This window comes from Streptomyces sp. NPDC055287, assembly GCF_053646035.1.
Genome location: NZ_JBSHNE010000012.1, coordinates 118,326 through 136,006 on the forward strand (window position 1 = coordinate 118,326; position 17,681 = coordinate 136,006).

At 72.3% G+C, this 17,681-nt stretch carries 14 protein-coding genes; 6 read left to right on the top strand and 8 right to left on the bottom strand.

From position 1 onward, the window contains the following. Nucleotides 1–29: 29 nt before the first annotated feature. From ACWIHY_RS20665 to ACWIHY_RS20680, 4 genes are all read right to left on the bottom strand, one after another. The gene (locus ACWIHY_RS20665) at nt 30–1,538 is read right to left on the bottom strand and encodes a phytoene desaturase family protein (RefSeq protein WP_454377105.1); all 1,509 of its coding nucleotides are present in this window, start codon (nt 1,536–1,538) and stop codon (nt 30–32) included. A 461-nt stretch (nt 1,539–1,999) separates the two neighbouring features. Next, a complete protein-coding gene (locus ACWIHY_RS20670; protein ID WP_454377106.1) occupies nt 2,000–2,611 on the bottom strand; it encodes a TetR/AcrR family transcriptional regulator in 612 nt (203 codons plus the stop codon). Between the two features lie 11 nt (nt 2,612–2,622). Continuing rightward, nucleotides 2,623–4,791, bottom strand: coding sequence for a YhgE/Pip family protein (locus ACWIHY_RS20675; RefSeq protein ID WP_454377107.1), 2,169 nt, complete (start codon nt 4,789–4,791; stop codon nt 2,623–2,625). Further along, nucleotides 4,763–5,674, bottom strand: a complete 912-nt coding sequence (locus ACWIHY_RS20680) for an ATP-binding cassette domain-containing protein (protein ID WP_454377108.1) — start codon at nt 5,672–5,674, stop codon at nt 4,763–4,765. The genes ACWIHY_RS20675 and ACWIHY_RS20680 overlap by 29 nt, the downstream gene beginning before the upstream one ends. Nucleotides 5,675–5,826: 152 nt before the next feature. Between ACWIHY_RS20680 and ACWIHY_RS20685 the strand changes: the two genes are divergently transcribed. From ACWIHY_RS20685 to ACWIHY_RS20695, 3 genes are all read left to right on the top strand, one after another. Further along, nucleotides 5,827–6,372, top strand: coding sequence for an SAV_6107 family HEPN domain-containing protein (locus tag ACWIHY_RS20685; protein WP_454377109.1), 546 nt, complete (start codon nt 5,827–5,829; stop codon nt 6,370–6,372). Between the two features lie 103 nt (nt 6,373–6,475). Beyond that, nucleotides 6,476–7,246, top strand: a complete 771-nt coding sequence (locus ACWIHY_RS20690; protein WP_454377110.1) for a methyltransferase — start codon at nt 6,476–6,478, stop codon at nt 7,244–7,246. A gap of 283 nt (nt 7,247–7,529) precedes the next feature. Continuing rightward, complete coding sequence (locus ACWIHY_RS20695) at nt 7,530–7,934, top strand: DUF3040 domain-containing protein (RefSeq protein ID WP_454377111.1); 405 nt, start codon at nt 7,530–7,532, stop codon at nt 7,932–7,934. A 114-nt stretch (nt 7,935–8,048) separates the two neighbouring features. Here ACWIHY_RS20695 and ACWIHY_RS20700 read toward each other — a convergent pair whose 3' ends face one another. The 4 genes from ACWIHY_RS20700 to ACWIHY_RS20715 all read right to left on the bottom strand — a co-directional run bounded on the left by ACWIHY_RS20700 (nt 8,049) and on the right by ACWIHY_RS20715 (nt 13,711). Next, nucleotides 8,049–10,481: a transglutaminase TgpA family protein gene (locus tag ACWIHY_RS20700; RefSeq protein WP_454377112.1), complete on the bottom strand. Its 2,433-nt coding sequence runs from the start codon at nt 10,479–10,481 to the stop codon at nt 8,049–8,051. Further along, nucleotides 10,478–11,902 carry a DUF58 domain-containing protein gene (locus ACWIHY_RS20705; protein WP_454377113.1) on the bottom strand — a complete coding sequence of 475 codons (1,425 nt, stop codon included), beginning with the start codon at nt 11,900–11,902 and terminating at the stop codon, nt 10,478–10,480. Before ACWIHY_RS20705 ends, ACWIHY_RS20700 begins: the two co-directional genes overlap by 4 nt. Continuing rightward, a complete protein-coding gene (locus ACWIHY_RS20710; protein WP_454377114.1) occupies nt 11,902–12,936 on the bottom strand; it encodes an AAA family ATPase in 1,035 nt (344 codons plus the stop codon). Before ACWIHY_RS20710 ends, ACWIHY_RS20705 begins: the two co-directional genes overlap by 1 nt. Nucleotides 12,937–13,147: 211 nt before the next feature. Further along, entirely contained in the window at nt 13,148–13,711 is a 564-nt protein-coding gene (locus tag ACWIHY_RS20715; RefSeq protein ID WP_454377115.1) for a beta-class carbonic anhydrase, read from the bottom strand. 395 nt (nt 13,712–14,106) lie between these two features. Here ACWIHY_RS20715 and rsmH point away from each other — a divergent pair, with 395 nt between their 5' ends. The 3 genes from rsmH to ACWIHY_RS20730 all read left to right on the top strand — a co-directional run bounded on the left by rsmH (nt 14,107) and on the right by ACWIHY_RS20730 (nt 17,679). Then, nucleotides 14,107–15,063, top strand: coding sequence for a 16S rRNA (cytosine(1402)-N(4))-methyltransferase RsmH (gene rsmH, locus ACWIHY_RS20720; protein WP_454377116.1), 957 nt, complete (start codon nt 14,107–14,109; stop codon nt 15,061–15,063). Then, on the top strand, nt 15,060–15,629 hold the full coding sequence (locus tag ACWIHY_RS20725; RefSeq protein WP_454377117.1) for an FtsB family cell division protein: 570 nt from the start codon (nt 15,060–15,062) through the stop codon (nt 15,627–15,629). The genes rsmH and ACWIHY_RS20725 overlap by 4 nt, the downstream gene beginning before the upstream one ends. 76 nt (nt 15,630–15,705) lie before the next feature. Then, the gene (locus tag ACWIHY_RS20730; protein ID WP_454377118.1) at nt 15,706–17,679 is read left to right on the top strand and encodes a peptidoglycan D,D-transpeptidase FtsI family protein; all 1,974 of its coding nucleotides are present in this window, start codon (nt 15,706–15,708) and stop codon (nt 17,677–17,679) included. Nucleotides 17,680–17,681 lie beyond the last annotated feature (2 nt).

Consider the following 17,681-nt stretch of genomic DNA (forward strand, 5'->3'; position numbering starts at 1 on the left):
GCGGGGGCGACGTAATCCGGTCACGGCGCCTACTGCGAACCCCGGAAGCCCTCTCCCTCCACGACGAGCCCCGCGACGAGGGCTCCCGACATCCCGGCGTGCGCCAGTCCGCCGCCGGGATGCGCCCAGCCGCCGGCCAGCAGGAGACCGGGCAGCCGTGTGCTGTTGGCCGGGTGCAGCCGACCGCCCCCGGCGCCCGCCAGCGACGGCGGCGGCACCGAACCCCCCGGGGCTCCGGTCGTCGCCGCGGTGTCGGCCGGGGTCCGGACCTCACGCCAGAGCAGGCGCTCCCGCAGATCAGGGACGGCCGCGAGCGCGGCCCCGGTCATCGCGTCGGCGTACCGGGCGACCAGCGCCTCGTCCGTCCAGTCGACGGGCCCCTGCGGGGCGACGGTCGCCGTGAGCGTGACGGCCTCGTGGTCGTCGTCCGGGCGGGTCAGCGGGTCGTCGGGGCGCAGCACGGTGACCGTGGGGCGCTCGGCGTGCTCGCCGGCGAATGCCGCTGACGCCTCCGCCCCCGCGTCGGGGGAGTGGACCACCGTCCGGTGCGCGGTCCCGTCCCGGCGGCCGCCGCGCAGGGCCAGCAGCACCGTGAGCCGGCCCGGAGGCACCGGTCCGGGGACGACATCGCCGGCGGCCCACAGCTCACGCCCCGGCGTCATCCCGGCCAGGAGACGGGGATCGCCCCCGAAGACCACCGTGTGCGCTTCGGCGACCGTGCCGTCGGCCAGCTCCACGCCCGACGCACGGCCGTCCTTCTCCGTCACGGTGACGACCTCGGCGCCGAAGGCGAACTCCACCTTCCGGGCCAGGCACCGCTCGTACAGCGCCCGCGCGAGCTCCCGCATCCCGCCGCGCACGTACCAGCTGCCGAAGGTCTGCTCCATGTAGGGCAGGACGGCGGCGGCAGCGGGTGCGGCGCGCGGATCGAGGCCGTACGCCAGGGCGTAACTGTCCAGCAGGGCGGCCAGTCTCGGGTCTGCCAGCTCCCACTCGCCGATCTGCGCGACCGTGGCCGCCGTGCGGTCCCGCCGCAGCATCCTGCGCAGGCGCACCGACGGATACGGGTCCCGGCCGAGCACCTGCCAGTCCGGCCACAGCGGCTCTTCGAGCAGGGGCCGTCTGGTCCGGTCCCACGCGTCGCGTGACCGGTTCATGAACGCGCCCCAGCGCTCACCGGCTCCGGCGCCGAACGCCGTGTCCAGCGCGGAAACGACGCCCGCGCGCGAGGCGTTGGGCAGCGAGACGTCCGTACCGTCGGCGAAGAGGTGGCGGGCGGCCGGGTCCACGGGGACGAGCCCGACGCACTGCTCCAGGGACTCCTTGCCGGTTTTGGCGAACAGGTCCCGGAAGACGGCGGGCAGGTGCAACAGGCCCGGCCCCGTGTCGAAGACGAAGCCGTCCCGTTCGTGCCTGCCCAGCGCGCCGCCGTAGGTCGCCGCGCGCTCGTACACCGCCACGCGGTGGCCCGCGACGGCCAGCCGGGCGGCGGACGCCATCGCGCCCATCCCGGAGCCGATCACCACAATCCGTGCCATGCCAGGGACTTTAGCGGCCGCCACTGACAACCCGGGCGGGGGCAGGGGACGGGGGAGTGGGGGGGAGTACATGCGCGGACGCGATGGTCCCCAGCCGGTGCGGGGCGCGGCTGGGGGTGAGCACACAGGGGTGAGTATCCGTACCTAGTGCGGGAGATGAGTAGGAGCACGGATGGGCTCCCACCTGCGCAGACGGAAGAGTGGGGACCACGGAAGGGGCGCCGGCGCCGATACCGCCGACACGGGGCGGCGGAGCGGAGCGGTTCCCCTGCCGGAGCGGGGGTGTACCACGGGGTCGGGGGACCCCGCGGGGGGAGCACAGAGAGACGCCGGTCCGGCGAGGCTCGGGGGGATCGAGCCTCGCAGGACCGGCGTTTCGCTGTTCCCGAGCGGCGTTCGCGGGCGGCGGTCCACAGCACGCCCTCAGCGGGGTTCCCGAGCGGGGTTCGCCAGGGGGTTCGCTACCGGCGTCCGCTCACCCGGCCGTGCAGCAGCAGCGACAGCGCGGAGTGCACGTCGTCGATGGTCCGCTCACGCTGAAATGCCTGCCAGTCCAGCGCCGCCACCAGCACCATGCCGACCAGCGCGGCCGCCGTCAGCGGAATGTCGATCTCCTTGCTCAGCTCACCGTTCTCGACGCCCTCGCGCAGCACCGTCTCGACGACGGCGACGGCTTCCTGCCGTACGACCAGGAGCGTCGACTGCCAGGCCCGGTTGGTGCGCCACAGTTCGGCGACGTACAGCTGGGTGAAGGCCGGGTAGCGGTCGATGAAGCCCAGGCCGGACCTGATCATCGCGTCGAGGGCCTCCACCTTCGTGCCGCCGCGCTCGGCCGTCTCGTCGGCCGCGGCCTGGAGGGACGCGGTGAGCAGTCCGACTCCGTGCCGCAGCAGCTCCTCGAAGAGCTCCGTCTTGCTCTTGAAGTTGTAGTAGACCGTGCCCTTGGCGACCCCGGCGCGCTCGGCGATCTCATCCACCGTCGTCGAGGAGAACCCCTGCTCCGCGATGAGAGTGACGGCCGCCTCGTAGAGCTTCTGCCGGGTGACCTGGCGGCGCGTGCTGCTGCTTTCCATGGGGACGATTCTCACAGGCTGAGCTCCGGGTGGAGACGGTCGAGCGTCCACACCTGCTTGCGCCGCGCCGAGAGGGCCGTCAGCGCCAGCGCTCCCGCGGTGAACGCGAGCAGAACGACGCTGCCCGTCCACACCGGCTCCAGACCGCCGCCCGTGATGAGCCGGCGCAGGCCCTCCACGACGTACGTCATCGGCAGGAAGGGGTGGATGGCGTTGAAGAAGCCCGGACTGGTCTGAACGGGGTAGGTGCCGCCCGCCGAGGTCAGCTGGAGCATCAGCACGGCGAGGACCAGGATGCGGCCCGCCGCGCCGAACCGGGCGTTCAGCCACTGCACGATCGCCGAGAAGCAGGCCGTCACCAGCGCCAGGAAACCGACCGTCCCCGCAGCGCGTTCCATCTGCAGGCCGAGGCCCCAGTGCAGTACGGACATCAGCGCGGCCACCTGCAGCACCCCGAGCGCGGCGACCGGCAGCCAGCCCGCGAGAGCGATCCGCCAGGCCGAGGCGCCCGCCGCGAGGGCGCGGCGGTTGAGCGGCTGGATCAGCATGTACGCCACCATGGCGCCGACCCACAGGGACAGCGGGATGAAGTACGGGGCGAAGCCGGTGCCGTAGTTGGGCGCCTTGTGCATCGACTGGGAGGCGAGCTGGACCGGGTCGGCCATCACACCCGTTCGCTGGTCGCGGTTCTTCTTGTCGTAGTCCGGAATCTTGCCGACGCCCTTGTGCAGGCCGCTGGCGAGGTCGCCCGAGCCGTCGGCGAGCTTGACCAGGCCGCCGTTCAGCTCGCCGGCGCCGGACTGGAGCCGGGACACCCCGTTGTCGAGGTCGGTGGCACCGGTGTCGAGCCTGCCGATGCCGCTGTCGAGGTCCACCGCACCCGTCTTCGCGGAGCCCAGACCGGTGTTGATCCTGGCGGCGCCCCGGGCGACCTTCTCGGCGCCACTGTTCAGGGCGTTGACCTGGCTGACGGCGGTGTCGAGGTCCTCGTCCAGGTGCGGCGCCCGCGCGGCGATCTTGCGCGCCTGGTCCTGGAGCTTGCCCAGTTCCTTGTCGAGCCGGTCCAGATCCCCGCGCTGGTTCTTGACGAGGTTGTTGACGTCCGCGGCGATCAGAGCCGTGTCCGCCGCGGCCTTGTCGGCCTTCTTCAGGTGCGGGCAGGCAGGGTCGTCGAGCGGCTGGTTCACACAGCGCGCCTCGTAGACGGTGTGCAGTTCGTCGGCCGCCACGCGGGAAGCCTCGGCCGCGACGGGCGCGCGCTTCACGAGCGAGCCGAGGTTGTCGCGGACGATCCGGGTGCTGTCGGCGACGAGAGTGGCCGTGTCACCGACCGTCTTGCCGTTGTCCCTGAGGTATGGGCTGACCGAGTCCACGATGCCGTTGACCTTGTCGGCGAGCCGCTGCGTGCCGTCGGCCACCCGCTGCGCACCGGTCTTCAGCTCGCCCGACTTCGTGTGCAGGGTCGTCAGGCCTCCGGACAGTTTGCTGCTGCCCCTCTTGGCTTCCGTCAGTCCGTCGTCGAGTTTCTTCGAGCCGGCCTTGGCCTTGTTGAGGCCGCCCTTGAGGTCGCTCGAGCCCTTCTTGGCCTTTCCGATCCCGCCCTTGATGTCGTCGGCGCCCTTGGCCGCCTTCGCGGTGGAGTCATGGATGTCGGAGAAGGAGATGAAGATCTTGTCGAGGAACGAACGCGACGCGTTCTTCGAAGCGGCGGTCCGCACCTCGGAGAAGACCGTTCGCGAGATCTGCCCGACGATGTAGTTGTTCGCGTCGTTGGTGCGCACCTGAAGCGCACTCGTCTCGGGAACGTCGCCCGAACTGGACGCGATCCGCTCGCTGAAGTTCTCCGGCATGGTCAGGGACAGGTAGTACGCCCCGTCCTCGACGCCCCTGCGGGCCTCGTCGGCGCTCACCTCGTGCCACTCGAAGACCTTGCTGTCGAGCAGCTTTCCGGTGATCTCGTCACCCGCGGCGATCTTCTTGCCGCCGGCGGTGGCGCCCTTGTCGTCGTTGACCAGCGCGACGGGTATGCGGTCGAGCCTGCCGTACGGGTCCCAGAAGGACCACAGGTACAGCGCGCCGTACAGCAGGGGAAGCAGCAGCAGCGCGACGAGTGCGGCGCGCGGCAGCCTGCCCCTTCCGAACCGCTTCAGCTCAAGCGCGGCCAGCTTCGGCGATCGCATCGTCCGCCCCCTCTTCGTCGGTGTCGTTGCTGGTCCCGGTCCCGGTCCCGGTCTTGGTCGCTGTCTCGGCCTCGGTGGCGGCATCGGCATCGTTACCGGTCCCGCCTTCGGTGCCGGTGCTGGTGCCGGTCCCGGTGCCGGTCTCGGTGCCGCTCCCGGGCTCGGCCTCCGCCCCGCTCTTGGTGGTGTCGCTCCCGGTGCTGACCCGCAGTGCGTCGTCCGGTGCCTCACTGCACACCGCGACGACGGTCGTCCCCCCGCGGGCGACGGAGCGCAGCAGCTCCCAGGCCAGGGCACGTTCGGCGTCGGAGAGCTTCAGGTCCATGTCGTCCACGGCAAGCAGCCGGGGGCTTCCCATCAGCGCGAGTCCGACGGACAGACGCAGCGCTTCCAGCCGCTCAAGGTCCCGTACGGACGTACGCGCCCCCTTGGGCAGCGTGTCCAGGTCCAGGCCGGCTGCGTCGAGCGCGGCGTCGATCCGCGCCCGGGCGGCGGCGGCGCGCTCGGCGCGGGGCCGCAGCAGGGCGCGCAGCGAGCCGCCGTAGCAGCGCTGCAGGAGCGCCCGCTCCCGCAGATGCTCGGCGACGGTGAAAGCCGGGTCGAGTTCGCTGACGCCGGTGACCGGGCCGAGCGCGCTCAGGCGGCGTACGGCGGCCATCTTCTTGGGCAGGCGCAGGCCGCCGATCTCCGCGTGACCCTCGGTGGCGCGCATGCGGCCGGTGAGAGCGAGCAGAAGACAGGTGCGGCCGGATCCGGACGGACCCTCCACCGCGATGAGCGTGCCGGGCTCCGCCACGACGCGCACGCCGCGGAACGCCCAGCCACGCGGACCCTTGAGGCCGAAGTTCTCCGCTGTCACAGCTGCCCCGTGCGGGCTGTCCACAAGCCCTCCCCTTTTTGAACTGACCAGTCAGTGCAAAAGTATCCCGAACCTGCTTCCGAAGCAAAAGACCAGGTCAGGGCGGATTGTCAGTGGTGCCCCTCACGATGGACACATACGGCGACATAGCCGTCACGCGACGAAGGAGGTTCGTCATGGCTCGCACGTCTCGCACGTCCTCAGCTGCCGCACGCCGGCGCCGCGCCACCGGCCCCGCTCCCTCCCCGACCGGCCCCGCCGGCGACGTCCACCCGGTGCTCCGCCGGGCCGGTGCGCCGCCCGCCGCACTCGACCTGCTCGCCCAGGCCCGCAGCGGACTGGACGAGGCCGCCGGCCTCGACGTGCCGAACGAGCGGTACGCCACGGCCCACCTCGCCGCGCTGCGCACCGCCGCCGCCGTCCTCGCGGCCCGCGGTCGGCCGGAGACCACCGCGCCCCGGCGCCGGCGGATCCGCACCGCCTGGGAGGTCCTCCCGGAGATCGCGCCGGAACTGACTGAATGGAGCGCCCTGTTCGCGTCGGGCGCCCGTCGCCGGGCGCTCGCCGAGGCGGGCATACAGGGAGCGGCGAGCACCCGGGACGCCGACGACCTGCTGCGCGACGCGGCGATGTTCCTGCGCCTGGTCGAGCGGCTGCTCGTGCTCGATCCGGTGCTGCCCCAGCCGCGGACGGGGAGTGCGGACCGTACGGACGCCGGATGACAGGACCGGTTCGCGGAGGCAATAGGGTGGGCTGGGCGTCTATCGCCCGCACCGTTCACCGCCCCGCCGTCCGCGGCGGCACCGCGCCGAGGAGTCAACTGCCGTGTCGGACCCGATGCGCCCCCGCGCCTCCCTCCGTACCGCCGTGGTCTGGGAGGTCCTCAAGGACGCTCTCGACCGCAAGGTCAAGGCGGCCGGGAGCGACGCCCTGGACGTCCTCGACACCGGCGGCGGCACGGGCAACTTCGCGGTGCCCGTCGCCCGCCTCGGTCACCGCGTCACCGTCGTCGACCCCAGCCCCAACGCGCTGTTCGCGCTGGAGCGCAGGGCCGCCGAGGCAGGCGTCGCCGACCGTGTGCGCGGCGTGCAGGGCGACATCCACGGCCTCTTCGACGTCGTCGAGCGCGGTGGCTACGACGCGGTCCTGTGCCACGGCGTCCTCGAGTACGTCGACGACCCGGCCGAGGGCGTACGCAACGCAGTCGACGCCCTGCGCCCCTCCGGCACCCTCAGCCTGCTCGCCGCGGGCCTCGGCGGCGCCGTCCTGGCCAGGGCACTGGCCGGGCACTTCACCGAGGCCAGGCAGGCCCTCAGCGACCCGGCGGGCCGCTGGGGCGAGGGCGACCCGGTCCCGCGGCGCTTCACCGCCGATCAGCTCACCGAGCTGGTCGCCGAGGCCGGCGTCGAGGTCGGCGCCGTCCACGGGGTACGGGTCTTCGCCGACCTGGTCCCCGGCGCCCTGGTGGACACCGAGCCGGGCGCCATGGACGCCCTGCTCAAGCTGGAGGCCGCGGCAGCCGAGCTGCCCGCCTTCCACGCCGTCGCGACCCAGCTCCACGTCCTCGGTGAGAAGCAGGAGCCCGGCGAGCTCTGACCAACCGGTCACCGGGGGCGCGAGAAGCGGCTGATCAGCAACGCAGTGGCACATGGAGTCCGCCACAGGCCCCCCGATCAGCCGCTCTGCCCCGTATGATCGGAGCACACCGTGCGCATGGCGGATCGGCCAATGGGGAATGCACACCTCAGGCAACCGAGACGGCATGGCGGCCCGGAATGTGAATTGGCGTAGAGGGCGGGTTTCACGGGGGCGATTCCCTGCCTATTCTGAAAGGGCCGCAAACGGTCGCCCCCCGCGACCGACGAGTAGGAGGACTCCCGTGCCGCTCTCGGAGCACGAGCAGCGAATGCTCGAGCAGATGGAGCGAGCGCTGTACGCCGAAGATCCCAAGTTCGCGACAGCGCTTGAGGGAAGCGGGCTGCGTACGTATACCCGGCGACGGGTCTACCAGGCAGTCGCAGGCTTTCTGGTGGGTATCGCGCTCCTCATGGCCGGAATGGTCGCACAGCAGATCTGGGTCAGCGTGGTGGGCTTCCTTGTGATGCTCGGCTGCGCGGTGCTCGCGGTCACCGGCTGGCGCAAGGCCCCGAAGCCGGGGGAGCAACCGGCTCCCGGTACCGGTACCGGTGCGGCTGCTCGCAGCCGGCCCCGGCAGCGACGGTCGGTCATGGACCGCATCGAGCAGCGGTGGCAGCGTCGCCGCGACGAGGGCCAAGGACACTGACACCGGCCGCGTTCGCTGACCGGACACCGGTCGATCGCATCCAACACTTGCAGACGAGTGAGGGGTGACCGCTACTTCGCGGTCACCCCTCACTCGTCTCTCGTACGCCTCCGGTCAGCCGCGCTGCCGCGACGGCCGGCGCCGCAGGGCGCCCGCCCACCGCTCCACGTTCCAGCGGCTCGCTCCCCACCGGTCGCCCACGGCGGTCCAGCGAGCCGACACGGCCCAGACCACCCGGACAGTCGAGCGCGGTGCGAGAACCGCGCGCAGACGCGCTCCCCGGCCCGCCGCCGCCCGCAGACCCTCCCGTACCAGCCGGGCCTCCTCGGCGAGGCTGCCCGCGACAGCGGGCCGCGGGGCGTAGAGCACCTGCTCCACCGCACCCGCCGCCCGATGCACCGCCTCGGCCGGGGTGCCTTCGAGCTTCCCGAGGCGCACGATCCGCGCGGCGGCCTTGCGCGGCGTCTGCGACTCGTCCGGCGCAACGCCGTAGTCCCACGCCGCATCGGAGATCTCACGCCAGCCGGCGAGCGTACGGGCAGCCGCGTCCGCGGGCGTGCGCCCCCCGGACCCCAGCCGTCGCGCCCGCACCTGGCTCCGCCACAGGAACGGCAGCAGCACCACGAGTACGACGAGCACCACGCCCAGCGCCACCAGCAGCAGCGGACCGAGCGGGAACCCGGTGTCGGTGGGCCCGGCCCCGCCCTGCTGCGCGGGCCCGCCGCACTCGCCCTGCCGCCGCATCTGCGGGGGGCAGCTGTCCGTGACGCTGGGTGCCGCCGAAGGCGCGTTGGAGGTGCTCGGCTGGGCCTGCGCGGGGTTGGACGCGGTGTCGGACGGCGTCTGCTCGCGGGTGTACTCCGGCACCGAGCCACGGGTCGGCGTCGGCTCGAACCGCGTCCACCCCACGCCCTCGAAGTACAGCTCGGGCCAGGCGTGCGCGTCGCGCAGGCCGACGGACATGGTGCCGTCGGGCTGTACGGAGCCGGGGGTGAAGCCCACCGACACCCGTGCCGGGATGCCGAGTGTCCTGGCCATCGCGGCCATCGAGAACGAGAAGTGGACGCAGAAGCCCTCCTTGTCCCGGAGGAAGCGGGCGATCGCGGCCGTGCCGCTGCCCGACTGCACCTGGGTGTCGTACGTGAAGCCGCCCTTCGACGCGAACCAGTCCTGGAGCGCCACCGCCCGCTCGTAGTCGTTCGCGGCCCCCTTCGTCACCCGCAGCGCGGTCGCCCCGACCACCTGAGGCAGCGAACCGGGCACCTTGGTGTACTCGCGCAGCAGCCGGGCGGGCGGCGTGGTGGCCGCGCCCAGCTGCTGGGCGGTCGGCTGCACTATCAGGCTGCCGGCCGTGTACCGCACGCCGCGGGTGGTCTGGCCCCGGTCGCCGACCAGGGTGCGGCCGGCCGGTTCGTACCGCCAGCGGCCGGCGATGTCCACCTTCGTCGCCGGGTAGGGCAGCGGCAGATAGCTCTGCGCGTACCAGCCGGCCGCCGAGACGCTGGAGTTGATCTCGGTCGTACGGACGTCGGGGCTCAGCCCCTGCGGACGCGGCAGCCGTTCCGGTACGTCCTCGATCCGGCGCTCCGAGGACTTCCAGGCGGCGCCGTCGAACTGGTCCAGCGCGACGATCCGCAGATAGAGGTCCTTCGTACTGTCCGTGTTCGTGCGGTACCGCAGCACCTCGCGGTCCTCGGGCTGGTTGAGGCTGTTCTGGAGCGAGACCAGCGGATTGACCGCCGAGATGGTGCCGCCGCCGGAACCGCCACCGCTCCCGGCGGCGCCCGTGCCGCTCAGCAGCCCGCCGTCCAGGGCGGGCAGCGAGGCGGGGACGACCAGGGCGATGCCAAGCGCCAGTACGCCGATGCGCCGGCCCGTGCGGACCGGGGCCAGCGCGGAACCGCCCGCCGTCTCGAACCCGGCGGCCGCCGTACGCCCCTGGGCGCGCGGCGCGCCGCCGAAGACGCGGCCCCACTGGGAGAGCCGGTCCCGGCCCTCGGACAGCAGAAGCAGCAGGTAGCCCGAGGCCGCCAGCAGGAACCACAGCCAGCTCGCGCCGCCCGGCGAAAGTCCTGCCGCCACCGAGTAGAGCGCGAGCAGCGGCAGGCCGGCCGGGGCCGCGCTGCGGAACGTCACCGCGATCGCGTCCACCGCCAGACCGATCAGCAGCACGCCGCCGACGAGCATCAGCCGGATGCCCTCGGTCGCCGGAGCCGGGATGGCGTACCGCCCGACCTCCTCGGCGCCCGTCGTCAGCAGCCGCGCGAAGGCCTGGAACGCCTCGGGCCCCGGCAGTACGCCGCCGATCGCCGCGTCCCTGGCGAACACCACGGTCAGCATCACCAGCGCCACGAGGGCCTGGACCGCCACGGTCAGAGTCCGGGCCAGCGGAACCCGCCTGGCGAGCGCTCCCACCCCCGCCTGGACCGCCACCAGCAGTACGGCCGTCAGGAACCAGGACGCCTTGTTGACCAGCGGCAGCAGCGCTCCCGCCGCCATCAGGGTGGCCGCCGTGGCGCACAGCGCCAGCCGTCCGCGACCGCTCATGACCAACCCCCAGTTGTGCCCGCCGCGCCGCCGGCGGGGGAGGCCCCCGAGCCGGTGCGCTGTCGTTCGGCCATCCGCCACAGGTCGGCGAGCTGCATGCCGGGCGGCACCGTCAGTACGGTCCACCCCGCCTCGCGCAGCGGCCTGACCCGCTCCTCGGCCGCGGCCGGTACGCGCGCCATCAGGCCCGCCGCGTCCACCACTCTCCTCTGCCCCGCGGCCCGCACCCGCGTCCAGGTCTCACTGTCCAGGACGAAGGCGACGGCGGCCCCGCTGCGCTGGCGCATGCGCGCCGCCACGAGCGCCTGCTCCTCGTCCAGATCACCGAAGAAGGCGACCAGAAGCCCTTCGTTCCCGCCGCGCAGCACGTCGTACGAAGCGGAGAGCCCGACGCAGTCCGAGTGCCCGACGACGGCGAGCGTGTCCATCATCAGCCCGGCGGAGTCGGCCGTCTCCTGGGTGGCCCCGGCGAAACCGTCGGCCCCTTCACCGGGTACCGAATTGCCCGTGTCGGTCAACAGCCTTACCGAGAAGCCCCGTTCGAGCATGTGAGCCAGAGCGGAAGCCGCCCCCGACACCGCCCACTCGAAGGCCGAGTCGGGGCCGGCCCCCTGGTACGCGAGCCGCCGGGTGTCGAGCAGCACCGTGCACCTGGCCCGCTGCGGCTGCTCCTCGCGGCGCACCATCAGCTCGCCGTAGCGCGCGGTGGAGCGCCAGTGCACGCGGCGCAGGTCGTCGCCGTGCCGGTAGCCGCGCGGGATCACGTCGTCCTCGCCGGCCAGCGCCAGCGAGCGGTTGCGTCCGTCGCCGTATCCGGAAGCCTCGCCGGTCATCCGCACGGCGGGCAGCGCCTCGACGCGCGGGATGACGGTCAGAGTGTCGTACGCGTTGAACGAGCGCGTCAGCTCGCACATGCCGAAGGGGTCCGTCAGCCGCAGCTGGAGCGGACCGAGCGGGTAGCGACCGCGCAGGTCCGAGCGGACCCGGTAGGACACCTCGCGCCGGCCGCCCGCCTCCACCCGGTCCAGGACGAACCGGGGCCGGGGCCCCAGGACGTACGGCACCCGGTCCTGGAGCATCAGCAGACCGGTCGGCAGCCGCGAGACGTTGTCCAGCCGCAGATGTACGCGCGCCTCCGAACCCGTCGGGACGCGCGACGGCGTCAGCCGCCTGCTGCCCGCGACCCGGTAGCGGGTGCGGTACAGGACGGTCACGCAGACCAGCGGCAGCACGGCGAGCAGCAGCCCGACCCGCAGCAGGTCGCCCTGGCCCAGGACGTACGCGCACACCGCGGCGGCCACGCCCGCCGCCAGGAACGACCGGCCGCGCGTGGTCAGCCCCGACAGTGCGGCCCGCGGTCCGCCTTTGCCGCCGTCGCCGTCCCCGCCGCCGTCGGCAGCGGCGGGCGCCCCGGCCGCCATCACAGTCGCCGTACGCCGGGCTGCTGATGGCCGTACAGCGGAGCAGCGGGAGGCGGCGCCGTTCCCCGCTCCGCCGTCGGTACGGCGGTGCGCTGCAGGATCTCCAGAACGACCTGCTCGGACGTACGCCGGTTCAGCTGGGCCTGGGCCGTCGGTAGCAGCCGGTGCGCGAGCACCGCCACCGCGAGAGCCTGTACGTCGTCGGGCAGCGCGTAGTCGCGTCCGCTCAGCGCCGCCGAGGCCTTGGCGGCGCGCAGCAGGTGCAGCGTGGCGCGCGGCGAGGCGCCGAGGCGCAGGTCGGGGTGGCTGCGGGTGGCCGAGACCAGCTCGACGGCGTACCGCCGTACGGCGTCGGCCACGTGGACCGTGCGGACCGCGTCGATCAGCTTCAGGATCTCGTGGGCGTGCGCCACCGGCTGGAGGTCGTCGAGCGGCGAAGCCGCGCCGTGCACGTCCAGCATCTGGAGCTCGGCCTCGGCGCTCGGGTAACCGATGGACACCCGCGCCATGAAGCGGTCGCGCTGGGCCTCGGGCAGCGGATACGTGCCCTCCATCTCCACCGGGTTCTGCGTGGCCACCACCATGAAGGGCGACGGCAGCTCGTACGTCTTGCCGTCGATGGTGACCTGGCGCTCCTCCATCGACTCCAGCAGCGCCGACTGCGTCTTCGGCGAGGCGCGGTTGATCTCGTCGCCGATCACGATCTGGGCGAAGATCGCGCCCGGCTTGAATTCGAACTCGCGCTGCTGCTGGTCGTAGATGCTCACGCCGGTGATGTCCGAAGGCAGCAGGTCGGGCGTGAACTGGATACGCCGCACCGAGCAGTCGATGGATCTCGCGAGCGCCTTGGCGAGCATCGTCTTGCCCACGCCCGGCACGTCTTCGATCAGCAGATGCCCCTCGGCGAGGAGCACGGTCAGCGAAAGCCGTACGACCTCCGGCTTGCCCTCGATCACGCCCTCCACCGACCTGCGCACCCGCTCCGCTGTGGTGGTCAGATCTGTGAGGCTCGCTCGATCGTCATAGGTCGTCACCCGGCCCTCCTCGGCCCCGTTCTACGGGCCGGCGCCACGACGACGGAACGGCCCACCCCGAAACACGGACATCACGCACGGACGGTCCCGGCGCGTTGTCACACCCGCATTGTTGTTGCCGTTACCGCTTCGTGTCACTCGCCTGTGGATAACGGGGAGGGATATGTCGGGGGTTGCCGCCGTTTCGTCCGCTCGACAGCCGCCGCGGACGCTACTTCACCGGGTCGATCTCCCGCAGCAGGCCGGTGGCCACCTCGAAGACGAAGCCGCGTACATCGTCGGTGTGCGGCAGGAACGGCGAGGTCCGTACGCGCTGCATCGACTGGCGAACGTCCTGGTCGACGTCCCGGAAGGCCTCCACGGCCCAGGACGGACGCTGGCCGACCTCGTCCTCCAGCTCGTGCCTGAAGTCCTCGGTGAGGCTCTCCAGACCGCAGTTGGTGTGGTGGATGAGTATGACGCTGCGGGTGCCGAGCGCACGCTGGCTGATGGTCAGCGAGCGGATCACGTCGTCGGTGACCGCGCCGCCGGCGTTGCGGATGGTGTGGCAGTCGCCCAGTTCCAGGCCGAGGGCGTCGTGGAGGTCCAGGCGCGCGTCCATGCAGGCGACCACGGCGACGTGCAGCACGGGCCGCGCGTCCATCCCCGGATCACGGAACCCTGCGGCGTACTCCTGGTTGGCCTCTACGAGACGGTCGGTGACCGTGCCCCCGGTGCGCGCCGCGACGGGCTGCGCTGCGGTGGGGTCGGCGGGGAGGTGCGCGGAAGTCGACATGCCATAGACGTTAATGGTCACGGGCGGGGCGGGCCCGCTGTGAGATGGGACAAAGAACGTCAACGAGGCTTGTTGTGAGGTAACCCACAGGAGTCGCGAAGCATCCTCCTTACGGGTGAAGACAAGCCCGCGCGACGCGCTGGCCCGTTGATTGACCGGAAGGACGAGTCGACTAAAGTGACGCGAAGTGGGTGGCGTGACGCGTCCCTTACTGCGTTACGGAAACATCTCGCACATTATGAATTTCTCCCGCGTGCGCGGCGTACGTACGGCCCGGCCTCCTCCCGCTCGCCGGTCGGCCGACGCCACTTCCCCGGCGCCGGCAGACCGTCCCCTTTCGAGCGGGTGGGGACCAGGTCGTACGTACACCACCGCGCCGGTACCTGAGAGGGCGCATGAGCCAGACCCGACACGTCCCGGTGATGCTCCAGCGATGCCTGGACCTGTTGGCCCCGGCGCTCGGCGAGCCGGGAGCGGTGGTCGTCGACTGCACCCTCGGCCTCGGCGGACACAGCGAGGCTCTGCTCACCGCTTTCCCCGAGGCGCGGCTCGTCGCGCTCGACCGGGACAAGGAGGCGCTGCGGCTCTCCGGCGAGCGGCTCGCCCCGTTCGGCGACCGGGCCACCCTGGTGCACGCCGTCTACGACGAGCTCCCCGACGTACTGGAACGCCTCTCCGTCCCGCGCGTCCAGGGCATCCTCTTCGACCTCGGCGTCTCCTCGATGCAGCTCGACGAGCGCGAGCGCGGTTTCGCCTACGCCCACGACGCCCCGCTCGACATGCGCATGGACCAGACGACGGGCGTCAGCGCCGCCGAAGTCCTCAATACGTACCCGCCGGGCGAGCTGGTGCGGATCCTGCGCCAGTACGGCGAGGAGAAGCAGGCCAAGAGGATCGTCTCCGCGATCGTCCGCGAGCGCGAGAAGGAGCCGTTCAGCAACAGCGCCCGGCTCGTCGAGCTGATCCGCGACGCACTGCCGCAGGCCGCCAAGCGCACCGGCGGCAACCCCGCCAAGCGCACGTTCCAGGCGCTGCGCATCGAGGTCAACGGTGAGCTCTCGGTACTGGAGCGGGCCGTCCCGGCAGCGGTGAAGTCGCTCGCCGTGGGCGGACGGATCGCCGTCCTCTCGTACCACTCGCTCGAAGACCGCCTGGTCAAGCAGGTCTTCGCGGCGGGCGCCGCCAATACGGCGCCGCCGGGTCTGCCGGTCGTCCCCGAGCAGTACCAGCCGAGGCTGAAGCTGTTGACGCGCGGCGCGGAACTGCCGACGGAGGAAGAGGTCGCGGAGAACCGCCGCGCCGCCCCCGCGCGGCTGCGGGGGGCGCAGCGCATCCGGGAGGACGTGCTGTGACCAAGCCGGCCAAGCAGCTGAAGGGGCGGGCCGCGCGGTTGTCGCGGCTGATGCCCTCGGGCCCCCACCAGGCGGCCAGGACCCCCTTCGTGCTGCTGGTCGTGCTGCTGCTCGGCGGCGGTCTCATCACGCTCCTGCTGCTGAACTCCTCGCTCAACGAAGGCTCGTTCAAGCTCAGCGAGCTCAAGAAGCGCACCACCGAACTGACCGACGAGGAGCAGGCGCTCCAGCAGGACGTGGACGACCGGTCCGCGCCCGCCGCGCTGGAGCGCAGGGCCCGCGAGCTCGGCATGGTGCCGGGTGGCAGCCCCGCGTTCCTCGGCCCCGACGGTACGGTCCGGGGCGTGCCCTCCCAGGCCTCGGCCAACGCCCTCGCCCACCGGGCGCCCCTCGGCCTCCCCGCCCCCGGTCCGCCCCCGGCGGTGTCCTCCGCCCCGCAGGGCCCGGCGCCGTCCGCCCCCTCTTCCGCGCCCGTCCTGACCGTCCCTGCGCCGCCCGCGTCCCTGCCCGCCTCGGCCCCGGCGCCCGCCGGCCCGCCCGCGCCCGCACCTGTTCCCGTCCCGTAAGCCGTCCCGGCCCGTCCCCGCATCCACCACAGCCCGCCCGTCCGCGAAGCCGACCCCGACCCCGGCAGGTGACGCAGTGCCCCCCCAGGAACCCCCGCGCCGTCGCGTGCCCGGCCCCGGGCGGCCGCGCAGCGGCGGGCGCCCGAAGCCCCCCGCGCGGCCCAAGACGCGGCCCCCGGTGGCGCGGCCGCGCCCCGCTCCCAAGGCGCCGCGCGCCCTGGTGCTCGGCAGTCCCCGGCCCCGGCTGCGGCTCGTCGGTGTCGGTCTCACCCTGGTCATGCTGGCCTTCGTCGTACGGCTGCTCCAGGTCCAGGCCGTCGACGCGAGCGCGTACACCGCCAAGGCGGAGAAGAACCGGTACCTCAGCTCCACGCTGGCCGCCGAGCGCGGCCAGATCACCGACCGCGGCGGCATCGCGCTGGCCACCAGCGTCGACGCGCACAACATCACGGCCGACCCGTTCATGTTCACCGCCAAGTTCACCAAGACGCCGGACGCTGCCGAGCAGGCCGCCGCGCTCCTCGCGCCGATCCTCCGCAAGGACGCGGACGACCTGGCGAAGAAGCTGCGGACCCCCAAGATCAGGTACGTCGTTCTGGCCCAGCGCCAGACACCGCAGATCTGGAACCAGATCAAGGACCTCAGGAGCGTCTTCGCCGAGAAGGCCGGTGAGGACAAGGCCAAGGGCGGCAAGGGCGTCAACGTCCTCGCGGGCGTCTTCCAGGAGGCCAGCAGCAAGCGCGTCTACCCCAACGGTGATCTCGCCGCCGGGATACTCGGTTACGTCAACTCCGAGGGCAAGGGCGCGGGCGGCCTGGAGACCCAGCTGGACGACGAACTGGCCGGCAAGGACGGCGAGATCAAGTACGCCCAGTCCGGCGGTCGCAGGGTCCCCACCGTCGGCGCCCGTGAGGTCCCCGCGGTCCCCGGCTCGGACATCGAGCTGACCATCGACCGCGACATCCAGTGGGCCGCCCAGGACGCCATCACCGAGCAGGTCAGGAAGTCCGGCGCGGACCGTGGCTACGTGATAGTCCAGGACACCCGCACCGGCGAGGTCCTCGCCATGGCCAACGCCCCCGGCTTCGACCCCAACGACCTCTCGCAGGCCAACGCCGCCGCCATGGGCAATGCCGCCCTCCAGGACGCGTACGAACCGGGCTCGACCGCCAAGGTCATGTCCATGGCGGCGGTACTGGAGGAGAACGCGGCGGCGCCGGGCACCCACGTCGTCGTACCGAACCGGCTGCACCGGGGCGACCGGCTGTTCAAGGACGACATCGACCACCCCACCTGGAACCTGACGCTCAACGGCGTACTGGCGAAGTCGAGCAACATCGGCACGATCCTGGCCACCGAGCAGCTCGGCAAGACCCGGCGCGAGGCCAACCAGGTGCTCCACTCCTACCTGCGCAAGTTCGGCCTCGGCCGTCCCAGCGGGCTCGGCTATCCCGGCGAGACGTCGGGCATCCTGGCGGCGCCCAAGGACTGGAGCACCTCGCAGCAGTACACGATCCCGTTCGGCCAGGGCCTGTCGCTCAACGCGATGCAGGCCGCGTCCGTCTACTCGACGATCGCCAACGGCGGTGTACGGATCCAGCCAACGCTCGTACGCGGCACCAAGGGGCCCGACGGCCGCTTCACTCCGGCCCCCGCTCCCAGGAAGAGCCGGGTGGTCAGCGAGAAGACCGCCAGGACCGTGGCCACCATGCTGGAGTCGGTCGTCGACGACGAGGAGGGTACGGGCACCAAGGCCCGCATCCCCGGCTACCGCGTCGGCGGCAAGACCGGCACCTCCAACCGGGTGGATCCGGCCACCGGACGCTACAAGGGCTACACCGCGTCCTTCGCCGGCTTCGCGCCCGCCGACAAACCGCGGGTCACCGTGTACTGCGCCATCCAGAACCCGACCAGGGGCAGCTATTTCGGCGGCCAGATCTGCGGCCCCATCTACAAGCAGGTGATGGAGTTCGCACTCAAGACCCTCCAGGTCGCACCGACCGGCAGCAAGCCCGCCCGGCTGCCGGTGTCCTTCACACCCGGCGAGTGACT